Annotated in this window: 9 protein-coding genes; 4 read left to right on the forward strand and 5 right to left on the reverse strand. The window is 64.4% G+C overall.

Translation table 11 applies throughout. The annotated features are described in order from the left end of the window. Positions 1–9 precede the first annotated feature (9 nt). The 5 genes from IRI77_RS25810 to IRI77_RS25830 form a co-directional block, all read right to left on the reverse strand. Positions 10–744 (reverse strand): RNA methyltransferase, encoded by a 735-nt coding sequence (locus IRI77_RS25810; RefSeq protein ID WP_194447876.1) that lies wholly within the window; start codon positions 742–744, stop codon positions 10–12. A 62-nt stretch (positions 745–806) separates the two neighbouring features. Continuing rightward, positions 807–1,745 (reverse strand): DUF6807 domain-containing protein, encoded by a 939-nt coding sequence (locus tag IRI77_RS25815; protein ID WP_194447877.1) that lies wholly within the window; start codon positions 1,743–1,745, stop codon positions 807–809. Positions 1,746–1,758: 13 nt separating this feature from the next. Continuing rightward, positions 1,759–3,672 (reverse strand): hydantoinase/oxoprolinase family protein, encoded by a 1,914-nt coding sequence (locus IRI77_RS25820; RefSeq protein ID WP_194447878.1) that lies wholly within the window; start codon positions 3,670–3,672, stop codon positions 1,759–1,761. Position 3,673: 1 nt separating this feature from the next. Next, the gene (locus IRI77_RS25825; RefSeq protein ID WP_194447879.1) at positions 3,674–4,459 is read right to left on the reverse strand and encodes an alpha/beta hydrolase; all 786 of its coding nucleotides are present in this window, start codon (positions 4,457–4,459) and stop codon (positions 3,674–3,676) included. A 6-nt stretch (positions 4,460–4,465) separates the two neighbouring features. Then, complete coding sequence (locus IRI77_RS25830) at positions 4,466–5,290, reverse strand: glycerophosphodiester phosphodiesterase (protein WP_228486318.1); 825 nt, start codon at positions 5,288–5,290, stop codon at positions 4,466–4,468. A 56-nt stretch (positions 5,291–5,346) separates the two neighbouring features. Between IRI77_RS25830 and IRI77_RS25835 the strand changes: the two genes are divergently transcribed. The 4 genes from IRI77_RS25835 to ilvD are packed head-to-tail and all read left to right on the forward strand — an operon-like array spanning position 5,347 to position 12,437. Then, the gene (locus tag IRI77_RS25835) at positions 5,347–8,505 is read left to right on the forward strand and encodes a S41 family peptidase (protein ID WP_194447881.1); all 3,159 of its coding nucleotides are present in this window, start codon (positions 5,347–5,349) and stop codon (positions 8,503–8,505) included. A 2-nt stretch (positions 8,506–8,507) separates the two neighbouring features. Next, positions 8,508–9,842, forward strand: coding sequence for a Gfo/Idh/MocA family protein (locus IRI77_RS25840; protein ID WP_194447882.1), 1,335 nt, complete (start codon positions 8,508–8,510; stop codon positions 9,840–9,842). A gap of 6 nt (positions 9,843–9,848) precedes the next feature. Further along, positions 9,849–10,721, forward strand: coding sequence for a sugar phosphate isomerase/epimerase family protein (locus tag IRI77_RS25845; RefSeq protein WP_194447883.1), 873 nt, complete (start codon positions 9,849–9,851; stop codon positions 10,719–10,721). Positions 10,722–10,766: 45 nt separating this feature from the next. Then, on the forward strand, positions 10,767–12,437 hold the full coding sequence (ilvD, locus tag IRI77_RS25850; RefSeq protein WP_194447884.1) for a dihydroxy-acid dehydratase: 1,671 nt from the start codon (positions 10,767–10,769) through the stop codon (positions 12,435–12,437). Positions 12,438–12,502: the final 65 nt, after the last annotated feature.

The following is a 12,502-nucleotide window of genomic DNA, read 5'->3' on the forward strand; positions in this document are numbered from 1 at the left end:
AGAGTAGCATCAGCCTTGCGGATGCTTCAGCTTCCACAGCACCTGGCGGAGCATGCCGGTGAGGACGGCGGCGTCCTTGACTCGGAGATGCATGCGGCGCACGAGACGATGAGTTTTGTCCCGTCCATTCTTCGCCATGCTGTAATCGGTGTATTCCGACGCCTGTAGCACATTCTCCAGGAGATCTGTAAACCGTTCCACCTCTTCACCTTCCGCCAGTTCGGCGGCCTCGGGCATATGGCGGGCGGTGGAAGGCTGGCGGATGAGCTCATAGAGGCAGACGGCGACGGCCTGGGCGAGGTTCATCGAGTCGTGCTGGGCCCGGGTGGGGATGTGGGTGAGCCAGTGGCAGTGGCTGACGTCGCTGTTGCCGAGGCCGAACTTCTCGCTGCCGAAGAGGAGGGCGACGTTGGAGGCGGTCATGTGGCGGCGGAGCAGGCGGGCCCCCTTCTCCAGGCGATGCATGGGGTGCTGGGGTTGGCGGTGGCCCAGGCCGGTGGCTCCCACGACGAGGGTGCAGTCGGCTACGGCTTCGGCGACGGTCTCGAAGACACGGGCGTCCTTCATGACCTGGGCGGCGCCGACGGCGCTGACGGCTTCGCGGAATGCGACTTCGTAGGGATGGACGAGCCGCAGGTCGAAGAACCCGAAATTGCTCATGGCGCGGGCCACGGCCCCGATATTCAAGGGGTTACGGGTGTCGATGAGGACGACTTTGAGGCGTTGATTTCGTTCCGGATCCATGTCAGGCGGGTCATGACCAGCATAGCGCCCCGCCCGAACATGGCTCCACAGACAGTTGAAAGCTACTTCGAAAGGGACTTGGTCCAGGCGCTGTACGCGCCTTCCAGTTTGGCGTCGTCGGTATCGCCGGGATGGATGACGACGCGGTAGCGGAAGCGCAGCGACTGGCCCTTCTCGAGGGTATGGCTGCCGTTCTTCGTCTTGTCGTTGTAGAAGTCGTGCAGGCCGAAGGGGTTGGCGGCGAAGAGGCCGTAGTCGCGGGCGTGCCAGTAGGTGGGGTGGCGGATGTTGGAAGGTGCGTCGAAGATGGCCACGCCGACCTTCTTGCCCTCCAGGGTGCCGGAGTAGTCGACCCAGGGGAACTGTTTGCCCCAGATCTGTTTCATCCCCATCTTGCCGTCGGAGCTGACGAGTTTGCCGGTGCCGCGCGTTTCTGAGAGTTCGTCGCGCAGGCGGATGGCGAAGAAGCCTTCCTTGGTGTCACCGAAGGTGGCCTTGTCGAGCGCGGTGAAGTTGACGTCGAAGTCGATGATGCGGAGGACGGGGTCGGCCACAAAGGTCATGGTGCGGTCTTCGCGCAGCAGCGGCGTGCCGGTGTCGCCGATCCAGGTGAAGGTGGCTCGAATCGTGCCCTGCTTCCTGCCGCCTTTGGCCGCTTCAATTTTGTCGAGTTTGATGGTGCCGTGGCGGCCTTTGGCTCCGGGTTCGTTCATCCAGAAATCGATGCCGTTGATATCGCCGTGGGTAAACCAGAGGCCGCGATGGTGCGGGTGGTCCTTCGTCTCTCCGGCTACCGCTTCCATGGGGTAGCGGCGGGTGATGACCAGGCCGTCGGCCGAGCGGAGCGGCGCGAGGTAGGGCTTGGGCGCGTCGCCGCCCGCGAAGAAGGTGGTGAACGGCTTGCCGTTGACCTCGACTTCGATCTTGCCGGGGGTCTGAGCGAACTTCACCTGCGCGCACAAGGGCAGGGCCAGGGCCAGCAGCAATATGTGAGGCTTCATCGCATTCAGTACATCACACGGGCTGGTGGCGCTCAACTACAAGCATGCCAGTGGGATCGCGCCGAACGTTCCAGCCAGGCGGGATGAGCGTGGTGGAGCCATAGTCGACGACGAGGGCGGGCCCGGAGACGGGCTCCTGGCTGAGTTGGGCGCGGTTATAGACGGGGCCGCGCACCCATTTGCCTCCGGCGTAGAAGCGGCGGGTTTGCGGAGGCGTCGCGTCGGCGGGTGTTTTGTCGAGCAGGCGGGGTTTGCGGACGGCGATGCGGGCGCGGACGCGGAGAGTGACGATCTCGATCTCGCGTTGCGGGTTGGAGTAACCGTAAGTCTTCTTGTGGAGCGCATGGAAGGGGCGGGCTGGTGATTTGGCGTTCCAGGGGACGGTGAGTTCGTAGCTCTGGCCGAGATAGCGGAGGTCAGCGAAACGCTCGAGCTGGGCTCCAGGCATTTCGGCCTGGGCTTGCTGTTCCAGGTGCTGGAAGGCCTGGTCCGGATTGGCGAGGCCGAGGGCTCCGGCGGAGTAGTCGCGGATGCGGTCGGCGAGGAGCATGCCGAGGGCGGAGAGGGCTCCGGCGAGGGCGGGCACGAGGACGGTGTGGATGCCGAGGTCCTCGGCCAGTTCGCAGGCGTGGAGGCCGCCGCAGCCGCCGAAGGCGAGCAGGGCGAAGTCGCGGGGATCGTAGCCGCGTTCGATGGAGACGACGCGAATGGCACGGCCCATGGTGGCGTTGGCGACGCGGAGGATGCCGGCGGCGGCTTCGGTTTCCGGGAGGCTCAACTGGACGGCGAGTTCCTGGATGGCCTGGCGGGCGCGCTCGGGCTGGAGGGTCATGGCTCCTCCGACGAGCTGATCGGCGGCGATGCGGCCCAGGACGACGTGGGCGTCGGTGGTGGTGGCGCGGGTTCCAGAGCCGTAGCAGGCGGGGCCGGGATCGGCTCCGGCGGATTCGGGGCCGACGCGGAGCAGGCCGCCGGAGTCGACATAGGCGATGGAGCCGCCTCCGGCGCCGACGGTGTGGATCTCGAGCATGGGCAGTTTGACGGGCAGGCCGTCGACGGAGGCTTCGAGGGTTTCGCGGGGGGCGCCGTCGCAAAGGGAGACGTCAGTGGAGGTGCCGCCCATGTCGAAGCCGAGGACTTTGCGGAAGCCGCTGGCGCGGGCGGTTTCGGCGGCTCCGGTGACGCCGCCGGCGGGTCCGGACAGGATGGTGCGGACGGCCTGGTCGCCGGCTTCGCCGACGGTGATGGAGCCGCCGTTGGATTGCACGATCCAGACGCGGTGGTGGGTGGCGCGGCCGAGTTGGGAGAGGTAGTTGCGCATCAACGGGCCGACGTAGGCGTTGAGGGCGGTGGTGGAGGCGCGTTCGAACTCGCGGAACTCGGGGCAGATGCGATGGGAGATGGAGAGGTAGAACTCGTCGCCCAGAGCTTCAGCCACGGCCTGTTCATTGGCGGGGGTCCGGTAGGAGTGCAGGAAGCCGACGGAAACGCTTTCGACGCCCGCGCGGCGGAGCTTGCCGCGCAGTGTGGCTAAACCCGAAGGTACGGATTCGATGGAGCCGTCGGCGAGGGTGCGCTCCTTCACTCCGAAGCAGAGTTCGGGCGGGATGAGCAGGCGTTTGGGGCCGGGCGTGAGGTTGTAGAGCTGGGCTCGGTTCTGGCGTCCGATTTCGAGCAGATCCTCGAAGCCGGCGGTGGTGAGGAAGGCGGTGCGGGCGCCCTTGCGCTCGAGCAGGGCGTTGGTGGCGACGGTGGAGCCGTGGATGACGTCGCAGGGTTCGGGGTTGGCGATGCGGGCGAGTCCGGCGAGGATGACTTCGTGGGGCGCTTTGGGGTTGGAGCGGAGCTTGAAGGTTTCCATGCGGCCGCCGTCGTGCAGGACCACGAAGTCTGTGAACGTGCCGCCCGCGTCGATGCCGATTCTCACGCTATTTGGCCTTCCTGGGGAAGAGGTATTGGAGCATGGACGGGACGCGTTCGGCCCAGGCGCGTTCGCTGTGATCGGCCCCTTCGGCTTCGAGGTAGGCGAGGCTGCGGCCTTCGCGCCAGCCCTTACTGACGAGGGTCGCCTTGAGCAGTCGGACGTCGCGGGTGGAGCCGAAGGGGGCGTTGCCCTCTTCGGTGCCGATGTCGAGCCACATGCGCTGCCGCTCGGGATGCTGGACGGTCTGGAGCATTTTGAGGATGACGCGGTGGTCCCACCAGACCGAGGGGGACATGACGCCGAGGCGGCCGAAGACCTGGGGGTGGGTGAGGCCGAGGTAGAGCGTGGCGAGTCCGCCCAGGGAGGAGCCGCAGAGGGCGTTGTGGCGGGCCTGGGGCAGGATGCGGTAGCGATCGCGCAGCCAGGGGCGGAGCTCTTCGACGAGCATCCAGGCGTGGAGGTTGGCTCCGCCGCCACCGAGTTTGCGGGTCTTGGTGGGGGTGTATTCGTGGATGCGCTTTTCGCCGCCGTGATAGACGGCGACCATGATGAGCGGCTCGATCAGGCGGTTGGCGAGCAGGTCGTCGGCCGACTCCTTGGCGCGCCAGTACTGTCCGGGGACGTAGGAGGTCCGTCCGTCGAAGACGTTTTGCCCGTCGTGGAAGAAGAGCACGGGGTACTGGCGGCGGGTGTCGCGGCCGTAGCCGGGCGGCAGGTAGACCACCAGCGTGCGCTGGCAGCCGAGCGCCTCGGAGTAGAAATCATCGTGTACGAGCAGTTGTCCGGGCAATACAGGCTAGCGTAGCCCTTTTGCCTGCAGGTGCTCAATCAGGGCGGCGGGATCGTCGGTAATGATGGCGTCGACACCGGCGGCGATGAGGGTATCCCAGATCTCGGGTTTGTTGGCGGTCCAGGGGACCACCTGGAGGCCGGCGGCGTGGGCTTCGCGAACCGCCTCGGGTTTGGCGAGGGAGAGGTAAGGGGCGACGATTTCGGCGTTGGCGGCCTCTTTGGAGATCTCGACGAAGCTCTTGGCGGGGCCGAAGTAGAGGGCGGAGATGCGGATCTTGGGCGCGATTTTGCGCAGTTCGACGAGGGTGCGGAAGTCGAAGCTCTGGACGACGACACGGTTCTCCAGCTTGTGTTTATGAATGGCGGCGGCGACGAGCTTGGCGAACTCGGCGGGTTCTACGGAGAGTTCAGTCTTCTTGGGGTCGCTCTTCATCTCGACGTTGTAGGAGAACTTGCCCTGGGAGGAGAGAGCGAGGACTTCGTCGAAGGTGGGGATCTTCTCACCGGGAACGGGCTGTTGCGTTGCGAACTCAGGGTTCTTGAGGGTGCCGCAGTCCCATTGGCGCACCTGGGCCAGGGTGAGCTTATGAATGGCGGTTTCGCCTTCGGGGGCCTTGCAGATCTTGGGGTTGAGCTGGGGGTCGTGGGAGACGACGAGGACGCCGTCCTTGGTCACGGCGAGGTCGAGTTCGAGGAAGTCGGCGCCGGCCTTGATGGCGTATTCGAAGGCGGCGATGGTGTTCTCTGGGCGCATGGCGCGCGCGCCGCGATGGCCATGGACGAGGATCTTCGGTGCGGCTTCGGCTAGCATCAGGGTGCCGAGTAACATTACAGCAAGCTTGGCAGTCATCAAACTCAGGATATATTGAGGATGATTTCAAAGCTGTGAAGACACTTACCCTCACCACCCTCCTGCTCGCCGCCAGTGCGAGTGCCGTTCACGCAGGCAAGCCGTCGCTGGCAGAGCCTTCTTTGTGTCCGACGAGGCCGGAAATCGCCTTTGTCTCAGGCGGCGATATCTGGACCGTGCCCGCGAAGGGCGGCGAAGCGCAGTTGCTGGTGTCGAACCCGGCGACGGAGTCGCGGCCCATGTGGTCGCCCGACGGGACGAAGCTGGCCTTCGTATCGACGCGCACGGGCGGCGGGGATATTTACGTTTTGACCGTGGCCAGCGGGCAGGTGAAGAGGGTGACGTTCGACGACGGCGCGGAGATGCTGGACAACTGGTCGCGTGACGGGAAGTGGCTCTATTTTCACGCGAACAAGTCCGTGCAGCTGGCGGATGTCTATCGGGTGAGTGCCGAAGGTGGGACGCCGATGGAGGTGGTGGCGGACCAGATGATGACCGAGTTCCACGCGGCGCCGTCTCCGGATGGGCAGAGCGTGGCGTTCGCGGCGCGCGGCATCGGCTACAACCAGTGGTGGCGTCACGGGCACAGCCATCTGGACGAGAGCGAGATCTGGCTGTGGAAAGAGGGTGCGGCGGCGCCGTTCACGAAGCTGGTGGAGATGGGCGCGCGGAACGAGTGGCCGATGTGGAGTGCCGATGGAAAGTCGCTCTACTATGTGTCGGATCGCGGTGGCGCCGAGAATCTGTGGGCGTGGCAGGGCGGCGCGACGAAGCCGGTAACGAAGTTCAAGGACGGGCGCGTGTTGTGGGCGTCGATTGGCTATGACGGCAAGACGATCGTGTTTGAGCGCGACTTCGGGATCTGGCAGTGCGACACGAAGAGCGGTCAGGCGGCGCAGGTGCCGATTACGCTGCGAGGCACGCCTTCGGGCACCGGATTCTCCCGGCAGCCGCTGGCGTCGTTCGGCGGCTTGGCGTTGTCGCCGGACGGCAAGAAGATCGCGGTGACGGCGCATGGAGAGATCTGGGCGGCGCCCACGAAGGATGGTGGGGAGGCGATCCGTGTGACGACGAGTCCGGCGGCGGAATCGGGCGTGGTGTGGGCCCCGGACAGCAAGCGGATCGCTTATCTGTCGGATCGCAGCGGTCACTCGAATCTGTATCTGTACGACTTTTCCACGCGGACGGAGAAGCAGTTGACGAAGGCGGACCTGAATGACGTGGGTCCGAAGTTCTCTCCGGATGGGAAGCAGATCGCCTTTGTGCGGGACCGCAAGGAGCTGCGGCTGTGCACGTTGGAGAGCGGGCAGGAGCAGGTGCTGGCGTCGGGTTCGATCACGGGTCCCATCTCGTGGTCGGGCGACGGGCAGTGGATCGCGTTCTCGCCGGCCGGCGAGAAGTCGTTCCGGAACATTTCGGTGGTGCCGGCGGCGGGCGGGGCGGCCAAGCCGCTGAGCTTCCTGGCGAATGTGTCGACGTTTGACGCGCTGTGGAGCCCGGACGGGAAGTTCCTGCTGTTCTCGACGACGCAGCGGACCGAGAACACGCAGATCGGCCGCGTGGAGCTGGTACCGAAGGCTCCGAAGTTCAGGGAGGACGAGTTCCGCGACCTGTTCAAGGAAGAGGCCAAGAAGCCCGAGGGTCCGAAGCCGGATGCGGCGAAGCCTCCGGCGGCGGGCGCCAAACCCGAGGTGGCCAAGCCGGAGGAAAAGAAGAAAACTCCGGTGGAGATCACGTTTGAAGGGATCCGGCAGAGACTGTCTCTGCTGCCGGTGGGGTTGGATGCACAGGCGTCGGCGATCAGTCCGGATGGCAAGTGGCTATTGGTGGAGGCCGAGGTAGCGGGCCAGGGGAACCTGTATCTATGGCCGCTGGACGAACTCGCGCGCGAGGCTCCGGTGGCGAAGCAGTTGACGTCGACTCCCGCGCCGAAGGGCAATCCGCAGTGGGCCTCGGATTCAAAGACGGTGTGGTACACCGAGGGCGGCCGCGTGATGAGCATCAACATCGACTCGCGGCAGACGAAGCCGTTGGCGCTGACGGCCGAGATGGACGTCGACTTCGACAACGAGAAGGTGCAGGTGTTCCGCCAGGCGTGGGGCGTGATGCGCGATATCTTCTACGACGACAAGTTCCACGGCACGGATTGGAATGCGGTGAAGACACGCTTCGAGCCGCAGATCGAGGGCGCGCAGACGTCGGATGAGATGCGGCGGCTGATCTCACTGATGCTGGGCGAGTTGAACGCATCGCACTCGGGGATTTCGGCGCCGGGCCGGCCGGCTCCGGGTCCGGTAGGCAAGTTGGGGCTGCGATTTGATCGCGCGGCGTATGAGAAAAACGGGCAGCTGAAGGTATCGGAAGTAATCACTCTGGGTCCGGCGGACGTGATGAAGATCAAAGCCGGTGACGTGGTTGCCGCCATTGATGGCACGGCTGTGGACGGGCATGTGAACGTGGATGACCTGCTGCGCGGCACGGTGAACAAGCGCGTGGAGCTCAAGGTGAGCAATGGCACGGAGACGCGCGAAGTGGTGGTGCGGCCGATCACGACGGCGGCCGAGGGTTTGCTGCGTTACCGGCAGTGGGTGGAAGGCCGGCGGGCGTACGTCGAGAAGGTGAGTGGCGGAAAGCTGGGCTATGTCCACATGCGGGACATGGGCGACGAGTCGCTGCGGCAGCTGTATATCGACCTCGATACGGAGAACCAGACGAAGCAGGGTGTGGTGATTGATATCCGCAACAACAATGGCGGGTTTGTGAACGCGTACGCGCTGGATGTGTTCGCGCGGCGGCCGTATCTGCGCATGGAGCAGCGGGGGATGCCGCAGGGTCCGGCGCGGTCGATTCTGGGGCAGAGGGCATTGGAGTTGCCGACGATCCTGGTGACGAACCAGTTTTCGCTGTCAGATGCGGAAGACTTCACTGAAGGGTATCGCACGCTGAAGCTGGGCAAGGTGGTGGGCGAACCGACGGCCGGCTGGATCATCTACACGGGCGGCGCCCAACTGCTGGACGGCAGCCTGTTGCGTACGCCGGGCACCAAGATTTTCGACCATGAAGGCAAAGTGATGGAGTTGAATCCGCGGCCGGTGGACATTGCGGTCACCAGGCCCGTGGGCGAGACCTATACCGACAAAGACACGCAGCTCGACACAGCGGTGCGGGAGCTGTTGAGTGAGATCAAGAAATAATCATGCCTGATACGACTAGACGCATTTTTACCAAGACCGCGATGGCGGCTACGGCCCTGAGCTATGGGCGCATTCTCGGCGCCAACGCGAAGATCCAGATGGGGTACATCGGCCTGGGGAACCGGGGCGATCAGGTGCACGACGCGTTTCTGGAACACGGCGACCAGGAGACGGTGGCCGTGTGCGACCTGCGCGACGACTACATGGATTTCGCGATCAAGAAGTCACGTGCGACTCCGAAGAAGTACACCGAGTACAAGAAGCTGCTGGAAGACAAGAACGTGGATGCCGTGGTGGTGGCGGCTCCGGATCACTGGCACGCGCTGATGTTCGTGGATGCCTGTCACGCGGGCAAGGACGTGTATTGCGAGAAGCCGCTGTCGCTCACCATCTGGGAAGGGCGGCGCATGGTGCAGGTGGCGGCTGAGACGAAGCGGGTGTCGCAGATCGGGATTCACCGGCGCAGCGTGGAGTCGCTGCGGCAGGCGGCGGAGTTTGTGCGGAATGGCGGCATCGGGCACGTGACAGTGGCCAAGGGCTACCACGTACAGAACGAGTGGCCGAACGGGATCGGCGATGCTCCGAATTCGGCGCCTCCGAATGCGGAAGCGTGGGACAAGTGGCTGGGGCCGGCCCCGAAGGTGCCGTATAACAAGAACCGCACGTTCTACAATTTCCGCTGGTTTTACGACTACTCGGGCGGGCAGATCACGAACTTCGGCGTGCACTACATGGACTGGATCCGGTGGGCGCTGGGCAAGGATGCTCCGAAGTCGGTTGTGGCGATGGGCGGCAAGTATGTGATCAAGGACAACCGCGAGATTCCCGATACCGCCGAAGTGCTGTGGGATTACGGCGACACGATGGTGGTGTTCAGCCAGTACAACGCCAACGGCGCGCCGACGAACGCGAAGAACAGCGAACTGGAGATTCGCGGCACCAAGGGTACGATGTACCTGCAGAGCGGCAAGTGGGAAGTGGTGCCGGAGAAGACCACGGAGGTGCTGTTCGGTCAGCGCACGCCGCTGGACCGGAATCTGGAGAAGGGCTACGGTCCTTCGAAGAAGCCGGCGATGGAGCCGGTGTCGAACGGGTCGGGTTTTGCCGAGACGTATCCGCATGCGCGCAACTTCCTGGATTGCGTGAAGAGCCGCAAGAAGTGCAACTGCGACGTGCTGGACGGGCATCTGTCCACCTCGGCGTGCATTCTGGGGCACATCGCCCTGCGAACGAAGGGCTATCTGGAATGGGACGCGAAGGCGGAGAAGTTTACCAACAACGCGGCCGCCAACAAGCTGTTGAGCTATCAGTACCGGGCTCCTTACAAGCTGGGGTAAAACGACATGACACGACGCGATTTCGTAATGGCTACGGCGGCGCTGCCGCTGGCCGCTCAACCGGCGAAGGTGAAGCCGGTGCTGTGCATCTTCTCGAAGCACATGTCCGAATTCCAGTGGGACGAACTGGGCGCGAAGGCGAAGGAGGTGGGCTTCGACGGCGTGGATCTGACGGTGCGGCCCAAGGGGCATGTGCTGCCGGAGCGCGTGGCCGAGGATCTGCCCAAGGCGGTGGACGCCATCCGCAAACACGGGCTAAGCGTGCCGATGATCACGACGGATCTGAAGGATGCCAGCGATCCGGCGGCGAAGCCGACCTTCGAGGCGATGAAGAAGGCTGGGATTTCGCTGTACAAGGTGGGCTACTGGACCGCGAAGAAGGGCCAGGGGGTGATGGCGGCGGCGCAGGAGAACAAGCGGAAGCTGGATGGCCTGCTGACGCTGTCGAAGCAGTATGGCCTGACCGCCGGGCTGCACAACCATTCGGGCCCCTACTTCGGCTGCGCCGTGTGGGATTATCGCGAGCTGATCAAGGATGTCAGTCCACGGGATGCCGGGTATTACTTTGATCCGGGGCATGCCACGGTGGAGGGCGGACTGAACGGCTGGCGGGTGTCGCTGGACCTGGTGCTGCCGCGGCTGAAGATGTCGGCTATCAAGGACTTCTACTGGGAGAAGTCGAACGGGCAGTGGAAGAATCACTGGTGCCCGCTGGGGGAAGGAATGGTGAATTGGCAGGCTGTGTTCGCGGAGTACGCCAAGGCTGAATTTGGCGGTCCGCTGTCGCTGCACCTGGAGTATCCGGGCGGCGACGACCTGCCTTCGATTCGCAAGGATCTGGAGTATATGAAGAAGCAGGTGAGCGCGGCCTACGCGTAAATTGCGTCGCCGGTTTGCGGTGGTTGGTAGGATGGAGGCTTCATCATGAAACTCCAGTCGTACACTATCACCCAGGGACGGGACCGCGCCCCGGCGCGCGCCCAGCTGAAGGGTATCGGCTTCACCGATGAGGACTTGAAGAAGCCCATCATCGGTATCGCCAACACCTGGATTGGAACCATGCCGTGCAATTTCCTGTTGCGCGACCTGGCGGTAGACGTAGCCCGCGGTATCCGTGAGGCCGGCGGAACGCCGATGGAGTTCAACACCATCGCGATCTCCGACGGCATCACGATGGGTACGCAGGGCATGAAGGCCTCGTTGATTTCGCGCGAGGTGGTGGCCGACTCCATCGAGCTCGTTACGCGCGGGCACATGTTCGACGGCCTGGTCTGCCTGGTGGCGTGCGACAAGACGATTCCCGGGGCGGCGCTGGCGCTGCTGCGGCTCAACATCCCGGGCGTCATCCTGTACGGCGGCTCGATCCTGCCCGGGCAGTATAAGGGCAAGGACGTCACCATCCAGGAAGTGTTCGAGGCGGTGGGTGCGAACGCAGCCGGCAAGATCACTGACCAGGAACTGCTGGATATCGAGAACGTGGCGTCGCCGGGTCCGGGCGCGTGCGGCGGCCAGTTCACGGCCAACACGATGGCGACGGTGATGGAGATCATCGGTCTGTCGCCCATGAATACGGCGATGGTGCCGCAGGTGGACAACCGCAAGCATGCGGTGGCGGCCTATTGCGGCCAGGTGATTCTGGATGCGGTGAAGAACAATCGGCTGCCGCGCGAGATCTGTACGCGGGCGGCATTTGAGAACGCGATTGCGAGCGTGGCGGCGACGGGCGGCTCCACCAATGCCGTGTTACACCTGCTGGCCATGGCGCGCGAGGCGGGTGTCGATCTGGTGATCGACGACTTCCAGAAGGTGAGCGAGCGGACTCCGCTGCTGCTCAGCCTGAAGCCGGCTGGCCAATATGTGGCGGCGGACGTGGACAAGGCGGGCGGCATCGGAGTGGTCGCGAAGCGGCTGGTGGATGGCAAGTTTGCTGATCCATCGGCGCTGACGATTACCGGCAGGACGCTGGGGGAAGAGGCTGAGCGCTCGGCGGAGACTCCGGGGCAGTTGGTGGTGCGCGCGCTCGACAACCCGATCAAGAAGAGCGGCGGGCTGGTGATCCTGAAGGGCTCGCTGGCTCCGGAAGGCTGCGTGATCAAGGTGACGGGCATCGACCGCAAGCTCCACCAGGGTCCGGCGCGCGTATTCGATTGCGAAGAAGACGCCATGGCGGCGGTGACGCACGGCAAGATCCAGCATGGCGACGTGCTGGTGATCCGTTATGAAGGACCCAAGGGCGGGCCGGGCATGCGCGAGATGCTGGGCGTGACCTCGGCCATCATGGGCGCGGGCTTCGGCGACACGGTGGCGCTGATGACGGACGGGCGGTTCTCGGGCGCGACGCGCGGATTCATGGTGGGGCATGTGGCTCCGGAAGCGGCGGTCGGCGGACCCATCGCGTTTGTCGAGGAAGGCGACCCGATCACCATCGACATCGAGCACCAGAAGATCTCGCTCGACGTGGATGAGGCGACCCTGGCGGCGCGCCGCGCGAAGTGGGTGGCTCCGCCGCCCGCGCGGAAGACCGGCGTGATGGCGAAGTACATCAAGCTGGTGAGTTCGGCTTCCGAGGGCGCGATCACTTCGAACGTCTACTAGGCCGCGTCTGCGATTGCGATGGATGGAAGGGCTCCCGCCATGGGGGCCTTTTCCTTTTTGCCGTG

The organism is Paludibaculum fermentans (assembly GCF_015277775.1).
Classification (GTDB): Bacteria; Acidobacteriota; Terriglobia; order Bryobacterales; family Bryobacteraceae; genus Paludibaculum; species Paludibaculum fermentans.